This window comes from Bacteroidota bacterium (assembly GCA_039821555.1).
In the GTDB taxonomy this organism is placed as follows: domain Bacteria; phylum Bacteroidota; class Rhodothermia; order Rhodothermales; family Rubricoccaceae; genus JBCBEX01.
In genome coordinates, this window is the sequence record JBCBNX010000015.1 from 32,174 (window position 1) to 51,865 (window position 19,692).

At 68.7% G+C, this 19,692-nt stretch carries 11 protein-coding genes; 5 read left to right on the forward strand and 6 right to left on the reverse strand.

Annotated elements, in window-relative coordinates:
• Positions 1-25 precede the first annotated feature (25 nt).
• The gene (locus tag AAFU51_14690; GenBank protein MEO1572500.1) at positions 26-8,188 is read right to left on the reverse strand and encodes a CARDB domain-containing protein; all 8,163 of its coding nucleotides are present in this window, start codon (positions 8,186-8,188) and stop codon (positions 26-28) included.
• Between the two features lie 200 nt (positions 8,189-8,388).
• Between AAFU51_14690 and aroC the strand changes: the two genes are divergently transcribed.
• Positions 8,389-9,591 (forward strand): chorismate synthase, encoded by a 1,203-nt coding sequence (aroC, locus tag AAFU51_14695; protein ID MEO1572501.1) that lies wholly within the window; start codon positions 8,389-8,391, stop codon positions 9,589-9,591.
• Between the two features lie 16 nt (positions 9,592-9,607).
• Here aroC and AAFU51_14700 read toward each other — a convergent pair whose 3' ends face one another.
• From AAFU51_14700 to AAFU51_14710, 3 genes are read right to left on the reverse strand one after another with little or no spacing between them, the layout of a single operon-like run.
• Positions 9,608-9,964, reverse strand: a complete 357-nt coding sequence (locus AAFU51_14700) for a DUF5615 family PIN-like protein (protein ID MEO1572502.1) — start codon at positions 9,962-9,964, stop codon at positions 9,608-9,610.
• 3 nt (positions 9,965-9,967) lie between these two features.
• The gene (locus AAFU51_14705) at positions 9,968-10,204 is read right to left on the reverse strand and encodes a DUF433 domain-containing protein (protein MEO1572503.1); all 237 of its coding nucleotides are present in this window, start codon (positions 10,202-10,204) and stop codon (positions 9,968-9,970) included.
• A gap of 54 nt (positions 10,205-10,258) precedes the next feature.
• On the reverse strand, positions 10,259-10,621 hold the full coding sequence (locus tag AAFU51_14710) for a DUF4870 domain-containing protein (protein MEO1572504.1): 363 nt from the start codon (positions 10,619-10,621) through the stop codon (positions 10,259-10,261).
• Positions 10,622-10,804: 183 nt separating this feature from the next.
• On the opposite strand from AAFU51_14710, the gene AAFU51_14715 reads away from it, so the two are divergent.
• A complete protein-coding gene (locus AAFU51_14715; GenBank protein MEO1572505.1) occupies positions 10,805-12,409 on the forward strand; it encodes a phytoene desaturase in 1,605 nt (534 codons plus the stop codon).
• A gap of 12 nt (positions 12,410-12,421) precedes the next feature.
• Here the strand turns inward: AAFU51_14715 and AAFU51_14720 are convergent, their stop codons facing one another.
• On the reverse strand, positions 12,422-13,771 hold the full coding sequence (locus AAFU51_14720; GenBank protein ID MEO1572506.1) for an ABC transporter permease: 1,350 nt from the start codon (positions 13,769-13,771) through the stop codon (positions 12,422-12,424).
• 120 nt (positions 13,772-13,891) lie between these two features.
• Complete coding sequence (locus AAFU51_14725) at positions 13,892-15,004, reverse strand: HAMP domain-containing sensor histidine kinase (GenBank protein MEO1572507.1); 1,113 nt, start codon at positions 15,002-15,004, stop codon at positions 13,892-13,894.
• Positions 15,005-15,543: 539 nt separating this feature from the next.
• On the opposite strand from AAFU51_14725, the gene secG reads away from it, so the two are divergent.
• From secG to AAFU51_14740, 3 genes are all read left to right on the forward strand, one after another.
• Entirely contained in the window at positions 15,544-15,888 is a 345-nt protein-coding gene (secG, locus tag AAFU51_14730; GenBank protein MEO1572508.1) for a preprotein translocase subunit SecG, read from the forward strand.
• Between the two features lie 244 nt (positions 15,889-16,132).
• Positions 16,133-17,713 (forward strand): T9SS type A sorting domain-containing protein, encoded by a 1,581-nt coding sequence (locus tag AAFU51_14735; GenBank protein MEO1572509.1) that lies wholly within the window; start codon positions 16,133-16,135, stop codon positions 17,711-17,713.
• A 139-nt stretch (positions 17,714-17,852) separates the two neighbouring features.
• A complete protein-coding gene (locus AAFU51_14740; GenBank protein MEO1572510.1) occupies positions 17,853-19,604 on the forward strand; it encodes a serine hydrolase in 1,752 nt (583 codons plus the stop codon).
• The last annotated feature ends 88 nt before the right edge of the window (positions 19,605-19,692 follow it).

Below are 19,692 nucleotides of genomic sequence, written 5' to 3' on the forward strand. Positions count from 1 at the left end.
GCGTTGCCTACCGGCTGGATGTTGGTCAGCGGACGTGGGTGATGCGGCCTGTCTCGCGGAGGCGTTCGGACTCGGTCTCGAAGCGCACCTCGTAGAGGTAGAGGCCGCTCGCGAGGCGGTCGAACTGGAGTTTGTGGTGGTGCACGCCGGGCGTCTGCTGCGGTTGCGCCCAGACCTGCACCCGGCGCCCCAGCAGGTCATAGATCACGATCTCGATGTCGCCCACTTCGGGGGTCGCGTACTGGATCGTGGCGTTCGAGCGGAACGGGTTCGGGTAGGCGCCCTGCACCTCGAAGACGCTCGGGAGCGCGGCCTCGCCGTCGTCCTCGTTGGCCACGACCACGCCGCCGTCGGGCTCCGACTTCATCGGCTCGGTGTTGCCCGCGAGGTCCGTGGCGAGCGTAAAGAACTCGTACGCTGTCCCGAAGGTGCCTTCGAAGACGTAGGTCGAGTCCGTGGTGCCCGTGATGATGGGCGCGAACTCAGTCGTCGTGGCGAAGGGCGGCGGTGCGGCGCTGCTGCCCGAGCGTGCGGCCCCAGCGTCGACGCGGCGGCCGTAGAGCGCGAAGCCTGCCAGGCCCGCCCCAGTGTCCGAGCCCGTCCACGCGAGCTGCACGCTCGTCGAGTCGAGGACGACAGTGGAACCGGTGCGGAGGCGGCTCACCGGGGCCGAGGCGTCGAGCGTATTGAAGATCGGCGGCGTCTCGATGGGCGCGTTGTTGTCGAAGATGATGCTGGCCTGCGCGTTGATGCGGGCGGCGTCGGGGGCGTCCTCGCGTGGCGTGATGCGGTAGGCGAAGAAGCCGTCGCCCTCCGGCGGCACGTCGTTCGGTGGGAGCAGCCCCGAGAGCGGGTCGCGGGTCACGTCGCCCGTCTGCGGGTCGATGGCGCGCAGCGCGAGCGTGATCTCGCGGGTCTGCGCGTCGAGCGTGGTGGAGACGTCCACGAACACCCCGAGCGAGTCGCGAAGGTCGAGGCGGTCGGCGTAGAACGCGCGGCCCTCGCCAGGCAGGTCGAACGCATACGGCCCGAAGCCGAAGCGCTCCACGCGGAAGGTCCGCAGGTCGAGGTCCTCGTCGAGGGTCTGCGTGATGACGACCTCCTTGGCGGGCGCGTTCGCCGTCTCCGGGTTGTTCTCGAAGCGGATGCGGTAGGCCATCGGCTCGTCACGCGGCACCCACCTCGCATCGCCGTAGCCGTCGGGCCCGAGGATGTCGTTGGGGTCGTCCGAGCCGAAGAAGGGCCTACAGAGCAGCGTGGACGTGCACGGTCGGCCGGTTGAGTTGCGGTAGAGCGTGACGCCCAGCATGATCACGCCGAGGACGAGGGCCGCGGCCACGATCCCTGGTGCGCAGAGGAGGCCCAGCAGGACGCAGCCCGACCCGAAGACGCCGGCCAGCGTCGCGAAGCCATAGGCCGTCGCGACAAACCGACCGATGGCTTCGAGCGTGCAGGTCAGCGTCCGGCACCCTTCGCGGCTGAAGGCCTGGCTCGCCGCGTTCGGGAACACGAGGAGGTTGGCCGCCTGCGAACCGCCGCCCGAAACGGGCGGGGCGTCTACGTCGCGCGGCATGTAGAGCAGCGGCAGCGAAATGCCCGTCAGCGGCCCATCGCCAAAAAGACCCACGGACTCGAAGTAGGCGACGAAGTCCGCTTCCGAGAGCCCGGCGTCCAGTTCAGCCGTGAGCACGTCCACCCAGGCTTGCGCCTCGGGCGGCAGCGTCGAGCGGTCGACCTCGGCCATCGTCTGCGCAAGCTCCTGGGCCGCCAGGGCCGCGACTTCGGCGAACTCGTCCTGCGAGAACCCGAGCGCGTCCACGTAGACGGGGAACGGCTCGCCCGGCGTGCCGAGCACCGACGGCACGACGATGCGCGCGGTCCGCGTCTCTCCGACGCGCACGTTCTTGGCAAACACCGTGAGGACGCCCCACTCGCCTAGGTCCGCCGCCTCGTCCCCGCCGATGCGCATCTGGATGCCTGCGTTGGGCAGGACGAGGTCCGGACTGTTGGCGACGGCATCAGCCGGGAGCATGGCTCCCACGAAGTCCTCGGTCTCCAACGCATACATCTGGTCGAAGGGGAGGGCGACGGCCAAGACCACGAGGTCCTGGTCGGTGTTGCCGTCGTTGCGAAGCACGACCTCGTAGGCCGTCGCGTCGTTGATAAGCACGCCCGTGGGAGCGACAACGCCCGTGCGGATGCCAGCCACGCTCGGTACCTGCACCTCGAAGCCGTCGTCCAGGCGGGCGGTGCTGCCACCCTGCGCGGCGACAAGGTCATACTGCCCGAGGGGCTGCCCACGCAGGTCGAAGCGCACCTCGGCCTCCATCGAACTGAGCAGGCGCACGAGCGCGCCGTCGATGCGGGTGCCGCCTCGTTCCAGGCGGAACGCGGTGCCCTCGGTGAGCTGCGCGCCGCGGATCGTGGCGACGACCCGGCCCTGGTTGCCGCCGGCCTCCGGCGTGGTGCTGAAGAGGCTAAAGGTGAATGCCTCGGCAGTCAACGACACGTCCGCGCGGTCGTTGCTGAACGCGAGGAGGTAGGGGTTGCGAACGAGCACGTAGTAGGTTCCAGCTTGCGAGGTCGGCACGAGCACCTCGGGCGCGCCGAGTGCGCTCTCGGCAAAGAACGCCTCGTCGAAGTCGCCGGGCGAGGGCACGCGGTCGTAGGCGACGAACACCTCGAACTCCTCGTCGCGGAAGGTCGTCGGGTTGTCGAGCGTGAAGCGGAGGTCGCGCCCGGCGGGCACGTCGAGCTTGAAGTAGCGGCTCTGGCCGGGGAGCAGCGTCAGCGGCTGGGCCTGCCCGAGCGTGAGCGACGGGAGGTCGACGCCAACGGCGCTGCTGGACGCCGTGCGGTTGTTGTCGTTGTCGGTCTCGCGGACGCCGCCGCGCACGTCGGTCCAGACGATCGCGCGGTACTGCCCCGGCACGAGGTTTGGCACGGTGCCGTCGGCGTCGACGTTCTCGGGCGGCTGGTTCGGCGACCCACCGCGCAGCGCGGCGACGGCGTTCGGCGCGGCCCCGAGCGGGACCTCGCCCAGGCGCTGTGAGGCGTCACTCCCCGAGGCGTTCTGGACGTGGATCGGTGCACCTGGTTCGGGTAGCCGCACGGTCATCGTCATCGTGCGGCGCACGCCCGGCGCGATGCTGAGCGAGCGGCGCTCGAAGGCGAGGCGCGGGTCCTCGATGTCGAAGCGTGTGTCGAGCGACAAGTGAACGGCGTCGAAGAACAGCCCTGCAAAGGTGTTCTGCCCGCGGTTGACGAGGTCATAGGTGATCGTCACCTCGTCGCCGGGCTCGGCTCCGGCGGGCACCACGACGTTCTCCACGACGAGGTCCACCGGCGGCGGCAGCACGATGTCGAGCACGCGCGCGTCGGTGTTGTTGGCGACCTGCCCGGCCTCGGTCACGCGGCGGTCGCGGTTGACCGTGGTGGTGAGGAGGTGGCTCCCGGCGGCGTACTCGGGGAGGAAGAGGTCGACGGTGTGGGTGTAGGTCGCGCCTGGTGCGAGCGGGCCTTGCACGGTCTGCGTGAGCAGCGTCACCGTCTCGCCGCTGGTTTCGGTGCCGGGCGAGAGCGTCCAGGCGTCGGTCCATGACGTCCGCGCTGGGACCGCCGCGCCGTCGTTGGCGACGGTGACGACGGCGCGCACCGGCTGCCCGGCTTGCGGGGTGCCCGTGATCGTCACCGAGGCGATGCGGAGATCTGCGGGGGCGGCGAGGCCGAGGTCGGTCGTCGTGGTGGGGAGCGCCGCGTTGTTCTCGCGGGCGAGTTCGTCCACGGATCGGTCGTTGTCGGCGTCCACCAGGAGCGTGTAGGTGCCGGTCAGGTCGGCGGGCAGCGTCACCTCGGCGGAGGCCTCGTAGCTCGCCCCCGGCGCGAGCGTGCCGACGCGCACGACGGCGTCGAGCCGGATATCGTCGCCCGAGGGAGCCGCGTCTGTGGAGAGCAGGACGGCGTCCGTCCAACTCGTCGCGACGGTGGCGAGGGGGCCGACGTTTTCGACGCGCCAGCGCAGCGTGACCACGTCGCCGCCGGAGGCCGTCGCGGGCGGCTGATTGAGGAGCGTCGCCGCGAGGTTGGGGCGCGGTCGCGCCGTGACGGCGATCTCGTCGCTGCGCAGGACGTTGTTCGTCTCGTCGGCCTCGAAGCGGATGCTGTCGGCGTCGGCGACGAGGTAGAGGTAGTAGGTCCCTGTCGTGAGGTCGCGCGGGAGCGTCACCGCGCGGTCGCGTTGGTAGGACGCCCCGCCACCGAGCGGGTCGCGCTCGTCGATGCGGGCGAGGCGCTGCGCTGCGCCGAAGCCGGGCCACGTGTCCTGGCCGGAGAGGTAGAGCCCGTCGCGGCGGAAGGCCGGGGCCGGGAGCGACCCGCCCACATTGCGCACGGCATAGTCCACGAGCACCGACGTGCCAGCTGCGGCCGTCGCCGGGGCGTTGAGCCGAGCGGGCACGAGGTCCGCGTAGGCGGCCAGTGTCACCGCCACGTCTGCCTGCGCGCGGTTGTTCTCGACGTAGTAGATGTCGTTCACAAACTCATTCAGCGCCTCGCGCTCGTCGAGGACGACGAAGACGGTGAAGGTGCCGGTCTCGCCGTCGGGGAGGCGGACGCGCTCGGTCACGCGCGCCGTCTCGTCGGGTTGGAGCGTGCCGTTCGAGAGGTTGTCGTAGTACCCCCGCAGGAGCACGCGGTCGGCGTCCTCGCTGTCAAGAAGGGGGTCGCCCTCGCGGTCGAGCACGTCGTCCTCGGAGAGGTAGATGGCGTAGTCGATCACGGCACGCGGCACGCCCGACGGGCCGATGTTGCGGATCGTGAAGGCGACGGTCAGGCTGTCGCTACTCCGGGCGGTCGCCGGGACGGCGAGGCCCTGGATCGCCACGTCCGAGGGCGGCACGTTGCGCCGGACCGTGCGCTCGGGCGCGCGGAACAGGTTGTTGTCGGCGGCTGCGCCCTCGAAGGCGTTCTGGTCGACGTTGGCGAGCACGAAGTAGAACCCGCTGTCGGGCAACGCTACTTCGTTGGCGATGGCCTGCGAGATCGGGTCAATGAGGCCCGCGACGGCCGTGTAGGGAGCGCCGGGGTCCGTCTCGCCGACGAGCCCGAAGCCGAGGAAGACCGCGTCGCTGGCGTTGAACACGGAGTCCCGCTGGAAGAAGAGCCCGTCGCGGAAGTTGGTGGCGGGGCCGTCGCCCTCGTTGACGCCCTGCCAGGTGTATTGGTAGAGCACCGGGCGCATGTTGACGAGGCGGTCGCCCATCTCGCCCGGGCACGGCCGATAGATCCCGCCGGAGCCGGCTGCGCCGCCGCTGCTCGCCACGGCGATCGGGTAGAAGCAATAGGGGACGGGGTTGTCGATCTGCGTCACGCGCAGGTCGGGTAGGTTGGGCAGCGCGATGTCGATGGGGCCGCCAACGCCGAGGTTGTTTGCCTCGTCGGCCTCGGTCTCGCGCGGTCGCGTGCCGCCGTCGGCGCGGACAAGGATCTGGTAGCGGCCTTCGACCACGTCCTCCTCGCGCACGTCGATGACGCGGCCTTCGCGCTGGATGCGCACGGGGATGGTCACGCGCGCGGTCTGGCGGTAGCGGTCGCCGGGGCCGAGCGCGGTCGGGTTGGCGAAGCGGCCGAGGAGCGCGTCGTCGGCGCTGATGCTGTCGTCGCGGGAGAGGTAGACGGCGTCCTCCCACTGCGGGCTGCGCGTGCCTGCATTGCCGGTGTTCGTGACCGTCCAGGCGACCTCGATCTCGCTACGCCCGACAGCCGTCGCCGGCGCAGCGATGGCCGTCGCGGCGAGGTCAGCAGCGTCGCCGGTCGTGAACGTCCAGACGGGGCCGTCGGTGGTGCCGTTGGGGTTGCGGGCCACGACCTGCCAGTTGAACGTCTCGCCCAGCGTCAGGCCCGAGCGTAGCGTGACGCCTGGCGCGTCGGCGGTCTCCGTGGGCGAGCCGGGGCGGGGCGAGCCTTGCGGCCAAACGTAGACATCGTAGTCGAGCGCAAACTGGGCAGCGGCCCACTCCAGGCGCGGGCGCTCAGGGACGCCAAACGCACCAGAAGCCGGGTTCGGTCCGGCGACGAGGCCCGGCGGGAGGTCGGTCATCGGGTTGCGATCGCTCACCGAGCCGAGCGTCCACTGCCCACGCAGGTCGGTCGTGGTGACGGAGAGCGTCTGGGCGGTGAGGTCCTGCGCGCCGTCGACGACGGTCCACGGGGCCCCCGCCGAGGGGCGGCGCAGCAGGCGGAGGTCCTCCGGTGCGTAGATGTCGGCGACGGTGCTGTAGTCGAACGTGACGCGGACGCGGGCACCTTCGGCGGGCAGCGCGTCGAGCTGCCAGAAGGTGTTGCCGGAGACGAGCGCGATGCCTGCGGGCGGTGCCCCTCCGGGGCCGCGCCGGTAGAGGCCGCCCGCGACGAGCACGCGCTGCGTGAGGGTCTCGAAGTCGAGCGTCACGCCGCTGTTGCGCACCAGCTCGATGGGCGCGAGGTCCATCGTGCGGAAGAGGCGGCGGTCGTAGACAGCCGCGCCGGTCGGCGTGGGGACAGAGGCCGCGTCGCTGAGTTGCTCGATGGGCAGCGCCGTCGGCGTGGCGGCAGCGACGCTGCGTCCGGAGCGCTCACCGCGCTCAAACGCCCAGGTTGTCGACGTGCTCAGGTCCTCGTCGCGCAGGATGCGGCGTGGGTCGAAGGCGGTGTCGAGGTCGACGCCGTAGCCATAGCGGATGCGCTCGTTGCGCGGCACGAGGATGCGCGCCACGAGCGTCGAGTCCGACGGGTCAGCCCCGTTGGAAGTCAATGCATAGAGGCCGGCCGCCGCGCCGCCCTCGATGGCGACGAAGGGTACGTCGACATCGCCATAGCGCCCGCGCCGGTCGTAGTACGACGCGATCTGGCTCTGCTCGGCCCGCCGCGCGTCGAGGCGGAAGTCGACCACCACGCCGTCGAACGGCGCCGGGTCCCACCGCGCCACCTGGACGCTCACCCGCCCCCCCGCGAGCGAGAAGCCGCCCGCGGCCCAGAGCGACCCGTCGGCCTCGGCGAAGTCGGCCGCGCCGGTCGGGCCGAAGACATACGGGAGGGTGATGCCGCTGCCTAAGCCGCTCCATGCGGCACGGGCAGGGTCGTAGGCCGCCACGCCGCGCAAGGGCAGCGCTACCGCCCCGGTCGGCTCGATCGCCTCGAAGCTGCCGCCGATGATCACCTTGCCGTCGTACACCGTGAGCGCGAACGGGTCGTTGCCCAGGAAGCGGGCGAGGCGCGTCCACGTTCCCGTCGCCAAGTCACCGTCGAGCCGCCAGAAGCCCTGGCCGTCGGAGTCGTCCTGTTCCACGATCGCGTAGAGCGCCCCGTCCGGTCCGTATACGAGGTCAAACACGTTGTAGTCGAAGTTGGCGTTGCCCACGCGGCTCCAGGTGCTGCTATCCCAGCGCGCAATGTTGCCGACGTTGACCGTGGTTCCGTCGGCGTTGACCATGCCACGAAACATGTCGCCGCTGACCAAGAGGTCGCCCGAGTTCGGGTCGAGCGTCATCGCGTCGACCACGGCAAAGCGGTCGCCGCTCACGCCCTGCCCGAGCGGCTGCCAGCGGCTCCCGTCCCAGGCGATGATCTTGTTGGACGCCACGAAGCTGCCGTTGGCGTTGGTGCCCCCGGAGAAGCCGGTGCTGTTGTCACGCCCGCCGACGTAGAGCGTGCTGGTCGCGTCGTCATAGAGCAGGCTGTTGACCGCGCCTTCCAATCCCTGACCGAGCGGAGAAAACGCGGAGCCGTCCCAGCGGGCGATGTAGTTGACCTCAGTGCCTCGAAGAGCCGTGAATGAGCCGCCGAGGTAGAGGTCGCCGTTGGGCGCGAACGCGAGCGCGTAGACGCGGTCGTTGGTGTCGGCACCCAGGTCGATGGGGTCCCAGACGGTGCCCGTCCAGCGGAGCAGCCCGCTGAAGCCGCCGATGTAGCGGCCAGCCACATACACGTCGCCGGTGGTCGGGTGCACGGCCACCGCGTGCAGATCGATGCCAGGGAGGCCGTTGAGGCCGGGGGCCACGCTGCCGTTGGTGCCGAACTCGTCGGACCAGGCACCGACCTCGGAGGGGGGCAGGGTCTGAGCGCGGAGGGGAACCGCCAGAAAGAGGCCCAGCAGGGGAAGCAGCGAGGCGGCAACGACGATGCGGGCGCGGTTCAGGGACGTATCGAACACGGTGTCAAGGGTGCGCGAGGAGGGGGCGTCACCTTCCACCACGGAGTCGGGCCGCAGAGTGGATCACGGCGGTGCCACAATTGTCTGGGGCCGAGGGGTCGGATTTCCTCCGGGCCTTCACGCTTTGCCCTTTCGCCGCCCCGGGTGCAGTCCGAGCTTTCAGGCCGCTTGCGTTTCCCACCCACCACTCCGACGAACCCGTGATCCGCTACCTCACCGCCGGCGAGTCCCATGGCGAAGCGCTCCTCGGCATCGTCGAAGGGTGCCCGGCTGGGCTACCGCTTCTGCCCGCCGACCTCGACGAGCACCTCGCCCGGCGCTGGCTCGGCTTCGGGCGCGGCGGGCGCGCCAAGATCGAGACGGACCGCGCGCACGTCTACTCCGGCGTCCGCCACGGCGCGACAATGGGGAGCCCCATTGCCCTCAAGCTTGTCAACGCGAGCTATCACAAGGACAAGGCGCGCTGGCCCGAGGTGATGGCCGTCGAGCCGGTGGACGAGGATGTCGAGAAGGTGACGCTGCCGCGGCCGGGGCACGCCGACCTCGTCGGGACGCAGAAGTACGGCTTCGACGATATTCGCCCCGTGATCGACCGGAGTTCGGCGCGTGAGACGGCGATGCGCGTGGCGTGCTGCTCGGTCGCGCGACACCTGCTGCGCGTGCTCGGCATCGAAGTGGGCAGCCACGTCGTCCGCATCGGGGCGGTCGGCTACGAAGACAAAGCCGACTGGATCGAACGCCGCGATGCGCTCCTCGGCGATCATGCAGGAAATGGGGGCGGCGCGCGGGCGCTCTACGAGGCCGCCGACCAGTCCGAGACGCGCATGCTCGACGCCGACCTCACCGCCGCAACCATCGCCCACATCAAGGCGATGAAGAAGGCCGGCGACTCGCTCGGCGGCGTCTACGAGGTCGTCGTCACGGGCGTCCCGCCGGGGCTGGGCTCCTACGTCCAGTGGGACCGCAAGCTCGACGGGCAACTCGCGCAGGCGATTCTCTCGATTCAGGCACAGAAGGCCGTCGAAGTTGGTGACGGCATCGACGGGGGCACGCTGCCGGGCTCGGCGTTCCATGACCCGATTACGCGTGAAAATGGCACGTTCGCTCGCAGCAGCAACCACGCGGGCGGCATCGAAGGCGGGATGTCCAACGGCATGCCGATCATCGTGCGTGGCGTGATGAAGCCGATCCCGACGCTCATCAAGCCGCTCGGCACGGTGGACATCGCCACCGGCGAGGCGCAGCCGACGCGCTACGAGCGCTCTGACGTGACGAGCGTACCCGCCGCGAGCACCGTCGCCGAGGCGACCGTTGCGCTCGTCATCGCCAACGCGCTTCTGGAAAAGCTCGGCGGGGACAGCCTCGATGAGATCCGCCCCCGCCTGGATGCGCTACGCAGGTAATTCAGCGCTTGCAACCTCAGCGGGGGGCGAAGCGAATCTGACGTTCAGTCACCACTACGAACCGGTCCTCCAACTGCTCCGCGTGATGCTTCAGCACCCGGGAGAGTAGCGCGGTCTTGAGTCGCGTTGGCAGGCCTCCAGGGCGTAGAAGAACGATACCGTGATGCGCCCTCTTCTCGCGGTAGACCATCTCGCCAAAATCCTTGTCGTTGGTGATGAGGATGCGCCGCTCCCGTACGGCACGAGCCAGGACTGCATCGTCGGAGATACCTGGACATGCATCGTAGATTGAGATGACATCGTGGCCCTGTTTCGCCAGCCAGCGAGCTACTCCAGGTCCGGTGCACTCGTCTACAAGAAGCCGGAGTACCATCGCTTAGGCAGCGAGTGGAACAAAGCTCGCGTCGGCTAGCGTGCGCTGAGCGAATAAGAGGCACGCTTGGATGTCTTCTCGTTCGAGCCTTGCATACTCGTCAAGCACGTCTTCCACCCTAGCTCCGTGAGCGAGGAGGCCGATCACAAAGTCAACGGTGAGCCGGGTGCCACGGATGACAGGCTTGCCGACCATCACGTTGGGGTCGGTGTGGATGCGGTCGAGAAGCGCGTCGCTCATGGGAATAGTGGCTATGATACTTCGCGTGAACGACGCGCCGCTCGCTCTGTTCGCCTAGATCAGCCGTAGCGTGAACGGGTAGCGGTAGGTCTCGCCGTCACGCGCGCGGAGACCCGCCACGATGGGCAGGATGACCATCGCGAGGCCGATCACGATGAACGCCGGGATGGCGACGATGAGGCCGATGATGGTGATCGCGAGCACCGTCGCCACGGCGAGCGCGATCAGCGCCGTGATCTGGAAGTTGAGCGCCTCGCGGGCGTTCTCCTTGACGAAGGGGTGGCTGTCCCGCTTGACGAGGTAGACGATGAGCGGGCCTACGAAGAAGCCGATGCCCGAAAGCAGGCCGAGGAGCGCGGAGAGGTGCGCGAGCATGCCCCAGGAGCGGGCTTCATCCGAGGTCGTGGTGACAGACATGGTCGGTGGATGGTCAGTGAGTGGGACTCGCGGCGGTGTACGGAAGGGGTCCTGCAGAGTTACCAGAATCAATTGGTGTGAACGTTTTGGACGAATCGAATCAGGACGGCTCGGAACGGAGTGGACAGGGTGCCGTACCTTCGCTCGCCCCTCTCCCGTCGCCTTTCTTCTGCCTCTCCCGCTATGAGCTGGCTCACCCGCATGGCGCACCGCGCCGACGCGCGCCTCAACACCTCCACGTCCCCACTCCCGATCACGCCCGAGTCGCCGCATGCCGTCGTCATCGGCGCAGGCTTCGGGGGGCTCGCCGCGGCCATCCGCCTGCGTGCGCGCGGCTACCGCGTCACCGTCGTGGACCGTCTCGATCAGCCAGGCGGACGCGCGCGCGTCTTCAAGGAGCAAGGCTATACCTTCGACGCCGGGCCGACGCTCATCACCGCGCCCTTCCTCTTCGACGAGCTCTGGAGCCTCGCCGGGATGCGTCGCGAGGACGACGTCGAGTTCGTAGACATCGACCCGTTCTATCGGATTCGCTTCGAGGACGGCCGCGTCTTCAACTACAACGGCGACGCGGGCGAGATGCGCCGCGAGATCGCGAAGTTCAACCCTGCCGACGTGCGCGGCTACGAGCGCTTCCTCCAGAAGTCCGAGGGCATCTTCGAGGTCGGCTTCACCGAACTCGGCCACGTGCCGTTCTCGAAGGTGTCGGACATGGCGAAGATTGTCCCGGCGATGATGGCGCTGCGCAGCCATGAGACGGTCTACCAGTTCGTCTCGCGCTTCATCAAGGACGAGCAACTGCGGCAGGTCTTCAGCTTCCACCCGCTGCTCGTCGGCGGCAACCCGTTCGCCACGACCTCGATCTACACGCTGATCGCGTTCCTGGAGCGCAAGTGGGGCGTGTGGTACGCGATGGGCGGCACGGGCGCCGTCGTGCGCGGCCTCGCCACCGTGATCGAGCGCCTCGACGGGCAGTTCCGCTTCAACGAGACAGTCGAGGAGATCACGGTCGAGAACGGGCGCGCGACGGGCGTGCAACTAGAGAGCGGCGAGCACATCCCGGCCGACATCGTCGTCTCGAACGCGGACGCGGGGTGGACCTACCGCCACCTCATCCGCCCCGAGCACCGCAAGCGCTGGACCGACCAGCGCGTCGAGAAGGCCAGGTTCTCGATGAGCCTCTTCGTGTGGTACTTCGGCACCGACAAGAAGTACGAGGACATCGCCCACCACACGATCCTCCTTGGGCCGCGCTACCGCGAGCTGCTCGACGACATCTTCTCGCACAAGTACCTCGCGAAGGACTTCTCGCTCTACCTCCACCGCCCCTCGGCCACCGACCCGACGATGGCGCCGCCAGGGCACGACTGCTACTACGTGCTCTCGCCCGTCCCGCACCTGGAGAGCGGCACCGACTGGAGCACGCAGGTCGAGAAGTACCGCCAGGCCGTCCAGGACTACCTCGAAGCGACCGTCATGCCCGGCCTCAGCGATCACCTGACGACCAGTATCACGCTCGACCCGCAGGGCTTCCGCGACGACTACCTCTCGTACAAAGGCGCGGCGTTCTCGCTGGAACCGACGCTGCTGCAGAGCGCCTACTTCCGCCCGCACAACAAGTCGGAGGACGTGGACGGGCTGTTCCTCGTCGGCGGCGGGACGCATCCTGGGGCCGGCATGCCTGGCGTGCTCTCCTCGGCGCGCGTGCTCGACAGCGTCGTGCCCGATGCGTCGGCGCTCGACCGTACGCTGGGACGCGTGACGCGGCCCGAGGCCGTGCCTGCGTAGTCCTCGGGCGATCTACGTCCGCTGGAGCGCCGCGACGGGCTCCAGCTTTGCGGCGCGCGACGACGGCCACACCCCCGCCAGCACGGCGACCCCAACAGCAACAGCGATGCAGCCGAGCACGAGCCACGGCGAGGTGTAGAACACGTCGATGGGGGGCACCGACTGGCTTTCGAGCAGACGCTGCACGCCATAGCTGAGCAGCCTCACGAACGCGAAGCCGATCACCACGCCTGCCACACCGCCGACCACGCCGAGCACGGCGCTCTCGACCAGGAACTGCCGCCGGATGTCGCGCTGCCGCCCGCCGACTGCTTTCATCACGCCGATCTCGCCCGTCCGCTCCAGCACGCTCATCGCCATCGTGTTGGCGATGCCGAGCGTGGCCACGAGCAGCCCGATGATGCCGACGATAGCGAGCGAGAGGTCCATCACCCGGAAGAGCCGCTCGACCTGGGCGAATTGCTCGCGGAAGCCCGTCGCGAAGACGCCCGTTGCCTCGATGGCAGCTTTTACTTGGTCATAGCTGCCCTCTTCGGCGATCTGCACGCGCGCGGCCCCATAGCCCGCTGTGTTCGAATCGCGTAGGATCAGGTCGAGGCTGGAGAAGAACGTGATCTTCGGGAGAGACGCCGCGAAGTCGAGGGGCAGCACGAGGCGCGAGAAGCCCGTGAGCTGCTGGTTCTCCTCGGGGAGGACGCCCGCGATGCGGATGGGCACCCGCTCTGACCGGATCGGGATCGACTGGAGACCGAAGCTGATGAGCAGCATCGAGCGCCGCAGTTCGTCCATATCGAGCGTTGGCACGAGGAGCGTGACGGTCTTGCCCAGGGCGTCCTCGGGCGCGCCTAGGCCGAGGCGGTCCAGCATCGAGACGGAGACGAATGCGGCCGAGTCGCCTGCGGTCTCGAAGAAGGCGCCCTGCTCGGGGCGGTAGCCCGGCACCATGCCCATCGCCAGCGGGACCCCGTCCGCCACCACGTCGATTTCTTTGTCGTCCCACCGCACCTGCGCGGGAAACGTGATCTCTGGATATGCCGCTACGACGCCCGGCACGGCATTGAGGACGGCCAGGATGCTGTCGGTGAGCGCCACCTCGTCGACGCGCGAGCTAGAGTCGGCCGTGCGCACGGTGAGGTCGCCGAAGCCCGAGATCGGCGTGGGCGTCGACGTGACGCGCAGCGTGTTGTAGAGCGCGAGCGCGTCGAACTCGGCGCGAGCAATGCGCTGCAGTCCGGCGCCGTAGCTGAGCAGCGCCAGCAGCGCCGCCACGCCGACGGCGACCCCGGCGAGGGTCATCAGGCTGCGGGTGCGGTTGGAGCGGAGCCCATCGAGCGCGATGAGCAGGAGGTCGGCGAGGCGCATGCCGCGGGCAGCAAGAGCGGAGAAGAGGAAAGGGCCGAGGTGGACGAGCAACCACGGTGCGCCGATCCCGACCGCGTGCCGCTCTGCTCGATCTATGCCGAGAATGCACCGGGCTGCGCTCTATGCTGAGAATGAGCCGGCCTGTGCAGCGGGAGGCTCGGCGAACGGATGCGGCGGCGGAAGCGGCACGCGCAGCCAGAATGTCGCTCCTTTGCCCGCCTCGGAGTCGACGCCTACCTCGCCACCGTGCGCCTCCACGAGTTGCTTGACGATGTAGAGGCCGAGGCCGGTCGAGTGCTCGCCGCCGGTCGGCTGGGCGGAGAGGCGCTGGAGCTTGCCGAACACCCTAGCGCGGTCGTCCTCGGTGAGGCCTGGGCCTTCGTCTTCCACGGCGATGTGCGCCGAGGCGGACCCGTCGCCAGAGGCGGCTTCGACGGAGACGACCAGCCGCACGCGGGAGCCTGGCGGGCTGTACTTGACCGCGTTCGAGACGTAGTTGTCCACCGCGCGCTGCAGCGCCGAGGCGTCGGCATGGGCCGGGAGCGAGGCGGGCATGCGGCTCACGAGCTGGATGCGCTTCGCCTCGGCTTGAGCCTGGTTCCAGCGCAGCACGGCCCGCGCAATGTCGGCGAGGTCCACGGGGCGCCGGCGCAGTCGCGGCCCTTCCGCGCCGGCCCGCGCGTCGTCCAGCAGCGACTCGATGAGCTTGATCGCACGCATGGCCTCGGAGCGGATGAGTACGAGGTTGTCGCGCAGCTCGTCGTCGGTGAGGTCGCTCGCGCCACTGGCGAGGAAGTCCGCCATCCCCGCGATGCCGCCGATCGGGTTTTTGAGATCGTGCGCGGCGATGCCGAGGAATTCCTTGTTCTGCTCCAACGCGTCGCGCAGTTCCACCGTCGTCGCTTCGAGGAAATGGTTGAGCTCGTGCAGTTCGACATTCGCGCGCTCCGCGGCGGTGTGTTGCTGAGCGACGTCGGGCCCGTGCCCCGGGACGGGTGCACCGAGAGCCACATCACGGAGGGCCAGTCGTCGGCCCTGGCGACGGCCGTATGCCCAGGCAACGCCGCTGGCGACGCCGAGCGCGCAGCACAACCAGAGCAGCAGCGCCCACCAGGTGCGGTACCATGGCAGCAGCATGCCGGGCGCGGGCTCCTCACCCTGGCCAACGACATCCAGCGGCCAGCGGTCCTCGCTGCGGACGAAGGGGGCAGACAGGTCGGCGGCGTAGATCACGTCACCAGCGTCGCGCGTCAGCTTCCAGTGTTGGCGGGTGAGGCCATGCGCGGTCGGGCCGCCGTCGCGAAGCGATGCCCGTCCTTGATCTGCTTCGTTCTGGGCAAGGCCTGTCGTGGAAATGGCCGAGTTGAGGCCTAGGGCAAGCCCTCCAAGGCTGAGGAGGGCTGCCCACGCACCAAAGCACAGCAGAGCCCAGTACGCTCGCCGCGGCCCTTCGCGGAGCGGCTCTGAGCCACGAGGCCCGGAGCGACAGGGGACACAGTGGGGCAGTACGTTCACGTCAAGACGTAGACGAATTGGCGGGGGAGGACCGCGAGCATACGGTGACGGCACCGCGGACAAATAGGGCTAACGCAATGCCTAGGTGGTGCGAGGCCAGGCCTTAAAGGTCGCACAATCGATCGGATCTGGGCAGCCCAGAAGGAGAGCGCAGAGCTGCCGCTGGGAAATTCACAACGGCTTGGGGCACCTCCGCGACCGACACGTCTATCTTGCCGGCCTCAACTTTCTATTTCGATTGCCGACCTCGCGCTGCGATGCTTCTGTTCTACTTCATGATCTTCTTGATCTTGCTCGTCGCCATTGTGCTCACGGGCGTGGTGCTGCTCCAGAGCGGCAAGGGCGGCGGCCTTGCGGGCATCGCGGCAGGCGGGCAGACGCAGCAGATCCTCGGCGCGCGCCAAGCCCCGGACTTCCTCGAAAAGTCGACGTGGGTGCTGGGCGTCGCCCTGATGGTGCTCTGCGTCATCACCACGATGTTCACCGGCACGGACGACCAGACGACGATCATCACGGACGAGGGCGTCGAAGTCGCGCCCGCTCCGCTCGACGCTACCCCGGGCGATGCGCTCCCGCTAGAGCCCGCCCCCGCCGAGGAATAGGCGCCCCCAGCCCCAACCTTTGAACGCCCGCGCAGGATCAGCCCCGCGCGGGCGTTTTTTCGTGAAGGGCGCAGCGGCTAGGCGGAGAGGAAGCACGTGCGCACAAGAAATCCGAACAGGCGAAATCCGAACGGGCACCAATGGGTGCACGCGCTGTCCAACGGGTAGCCTTTCTACCCGCACAGGCCCATGCGTCTCCATGCACGGCCGCAGCGGACGCCACTCCCGCCTTGCCGCTCGCCCCATGCCTGTCCTGTCTCGCTGGCGCTCCGTCGCCCTGCTCGCTGTCCTAGCAATATCCACCGCACAGGCGCAGCCCGGAGCGCTTGATCCCACGTTCGGCGTCGACGGTACGCTCCCGGTGGAACTCGCGGGTGCTGACCTCCTGAACGTCGTGCCAGCCCCAGACGGTGGACTGTTTGTGCTGGGGCAGCGTGGGCCGGACGCTGTGGTGGTGCGGGTGCTGCCGGAGGGCCAGGGGCTCGATCCCGGCTTCGGTGTCGACGGCATTGCCAGTGTCGACTTTGGGGACGGCCAGGAGTTCGTGGTCGACGGAGCCGTGACTGCGGACGGGGGGCTGGTGGTGGTCGGCATCAGCGCGCCACCGATCGGTGCGCCGAGGACGGCCGCGCTCGCAAAGCTCGACGCGACGGGCGCGCTCGCCGTCGACTTTGCCGACGGGGGCACCTTCAGACTCACCGGCTACGTCAGCTCGAACCTGGCAGCGGTGCGTGTGCTAGACGGCGGGGCCATACGCGCCATCGGTGCCGCCGTCGGCTTCGACGGGGTCGACGGGACGCTGGCCTTGCAGCTGACATCCGACGGGTTGCTCGATGCCACGTTTGGGACCGCAGGCCTTGCATTCTCGCCCGTAAACCGTGACCTCAACGTGATTGCCGCACACGTCCGCCGCGACGGCTCCGCGGTCCTCGGCGGGGCGGTGGCGAGCTTCATCGACGGCGTGCCCGACTTCGACGCGGCCGTCATGCGGCTGCAACCCAGTGGGCTCCTCGACACGGCCTTTGCTAGCGATGGGCTGCGCATCCTGACCACGCCGCTCCCCTCGTCGTCCATCAACGACATCGCGCTCGATGGGGCCGGGCGCATTGTGGGGGCTGGCATCTCGATCAGCGGAGCGACCGGAGCGCGTACGGTGCTCGTCACGCGGCTGCTGTCCAACGGCGACCTCGACCGCACCTTCGGAGGCGATGGCCTGGTGACGGCCCGTGGTGGAGCTACCCGCGCCGACGCAAACGGGGTCGCGGTGCAGGACGACCGCTCGGTCGTAGTCGTGGGCAGCACGGAGACGGCTGGCCGGTTGGACCTCGCGGTGTTCAAATTTGACGAGGGCGGCACGCTGGACGCCACCTTCGCCGAGCAGGGAGTGGCGGTGTTACCTCGCGAAGCCAATGAAGCGTCACGCTCGGGCCTCCTCCAGCCCGATGGAAAGGTCGTGGCGCTCAGCACCGTGTTCGATGCGACCTTTGTGACCACCGGCTTTCTGCTCGCCCGGTTCGAGAACGATGGCAGGCCGGTGAGCCAACAGGGCGAGGCTGTGCCAGACACAGACGTGACGTTGACCCTCGACGGCCCCAACCCGTTTCGTGCCGCGACCTACGTGCGCGTCGTGCTCAGTGAAGCGCAAGCCGCGCGTGTGGTGGTCTACGATCTCACAGGGCGGCGCGTGGCCGTGTTGCACCAGGGTATGCTTCCGGCTGGCGCGACCAGGCTGCGGCTTTCGGCAGCGGGGTTGGCGTCTGGACCCTACATCGTGCAGCTACAGTCTGCAGCCGGGCTACGCCGCGTGAGCGCCGTTCGGCCGTAGCGGCATCGCGGAATGCAGGGGCACGCCAACGGGGGGCGTGGTAGGCAAGAGCAACGAACGAGCGAGTTGTGCATCCTGTCGGGTGTGCCGCCGTAGGGCAGCCATTCGCCACCCCACCTCGCTTACCCTGATTCGCTCCATGCGCCGTCTCGCTCTCCTCCTCGCCCTGGTTCTCGCAGTGCCAGCCTTCGCACAGCCTGCCGCGCCCCCGGCCGACCTCGCCGAGCGCCTCGACGGGGCGCTCAGCCACGTCCACGATATCGGCCTGTTCAACGGCACCGTCCTCGTCGCTCAGGGCGACGACGTGCTCTATGCCGAGGGCTTCGGCCACGCCGACATGACGTGGGACGTGCCCAACGCGCCCGACACGCGCTTCTGGCTGGCCTCGGTCACCAAGCAGTTCACCGCCGCGCTCACCCTCCTGCTCGTCGAAGAGGGCGCCTTCGGCCTCGACGACCCGATCACGGCCATCCTGCCCGACTACCCCGCCGCCCAGGGCGACGTCGTCACCGTGCGGATGCTGCTCAACCACACCTCCGGCATCCCGAGCATGACCGGCATGGACGACTTCATGCAGACCCGCTCCAACGACGCCTTCACCGTGGATGAGATGCTGGCCGTCTTCAACGAGGAAGCCTTCGACTTCGAGCCAGGCTCGCAGTACGCCTACAACAACTCTGGCTATTTCCTCCTCGGCGCGCTCATCGAGGCGGCAACGGGCATGACCTACGCTGAGGCCCTCCAGGCCAAGCTCTTCGACCCGCTGGGCCTCGACGACACTGGCTACGCGGACGGGACCGTCGCCGAGCGCATGGCGACGGGGTACACCCGTAGCGGCATGAGCTACGCGCACGCCCGCTACGTCCACCCGTCGGTGCCCTACGCTGCCGGCATGCTCTACTCGACCGCGCCCGACCTGCACCGCTGGAACCGCGCGCTCTACGGCGGGGAGGTATTCGCCGATGCCGCTACGCTCGCCGCTATGACGACGCCTGAGGGGGCCGCGGCCGACGCGCAGTACGCCTTCGGGATCGGCTCCGGCATGCAGGAGATCGGCGGCCAGGAGCGCCAGGTCTACCAGCACAGCGGTGGCATCTTCGGCTTCTCCACGCAACTGGCCTACGTGCCCGGCGACGAGCTCACGGTCGTCGTGCTGGACAATGCCGAGGGCAGCTCCGGCCAGGTCCTCATGGCGCTCGCCCGCACCTTCTACGGCGAGGAGGCCGACCTCCCGAAGCAACCCATCGCCCAGGTGCTCATGGCGACCATCGAAGGGGCTGCCACCATGGAAGCAGGCGTCGAGGCCGCGCTGACGCAGCACGAGACGCTCATGGCGGACGACCCCGACGGCTACGACTTCGGCGAGGGCCAGCTCAACATGCTCGGCTACCTGGTCATGGGCGAGGGCCGCCCCGACCTCGCCATCCCGATCTTCCAGCGCAACGTCGAGCAGTTTCCGGAGGCGTCGAACCCGTACGACAGCCTTGGGGAGGCCTACATGGAGGACGGCCAGAACGACCTGGCGATCGAGAACTACCAGAAGTCGATCAAGCTCAACCCTGGCAACCAGAATGGCCGCGACATGCTCGAACGGCTCGGTGTGACGCCTGAGGACGCTACGGTCGAGGTGTCCGAGGAGGTTCTGCAAGGCTACGTCGGCACCTACCGCCTCGCGCCGGGCTTCGACCTCGCCGTGACGCGCGAGGGCACGCAGCTCTTCGCGCAGGCGACGGGCCAGCCCCGATTCGAAGTCTACCCGTCGTCGGAGACCGAGTTCTACCTCACCGTCGTGGAGGCCCAACTCACCTTCGAAGTCGAGGACGGCGCGGCTACGGGTGTGGTGCTTCACCAGGGCGGCCGCTCGATGCCAGCCCCGCGCGTGGAGGAATAGGAAGTGCGAGGTGGGAAGTGCGAAGTTAGAAGTGCGCCGAATGACTCCGAGGCGAGGGAACTACCACTTCGAACTTCCCACTTCCTAC

Bases quoted from the DNA above. Each gene is read 5' to 3' on its own strand.
- AAFU51_14700 (MEO1572502.1), bottom strand. From the start codon at position 9,964: ATGGTACTCCGGCTTCTTGTAGACGAGTGCACCGGACCTGGAGTAGCT.
- AAFU51_14705 (MEO1572503.1), bottom strand. From the start codon at position 10,204: ATGAGCGACGCGCTTCTCGACCGCATCCACACCGACCCCAACGTGATG.
- AAFU51_14710 (MEO1572504.1), bottom strand. From the start codon at position 10,621: ATGTCTGTCACCACGACCTCGGATGAAGCCCGCTCCTGGGGCATGCTC.
- AAFU51_14715 (MEO1572505.1), top strand. From the start codon at position 10,805: ATGAGCTGGCTCACCCGCATGGCGCACCGCGCCGACGCGCGCCTCAAC.
- AAFU51_14720 (MEO1572506.1), bottom strand. From the start codon at position 13,771: ATGCGCCTCGCCGACCTCCTGCTCATCGCGCTCGATGGGCTCCGCTCC.
- secG (MEO1572508.1), top strand. From the start codon at position 15,544: ATGCTTCTGTTCTACTTCATGATCTTCTTGATCTTGCTCGTCGCCATT.
- AAFU51_14735 (MEO1572509.1), top strand. From the start codon at position 16,133: ATGCCTGTCCTGTCTCGCTGGCGCTCCGTCGCCCTGCTCGCTGTCCTA.
- AAFU51_14740 (MEO1572510.1), top strand. From the start codon at position 17,853: ATGCGCCGTCTCGCTCTCCTCCTCGCCCTGGTTCTCGCAGTGCCAGCC.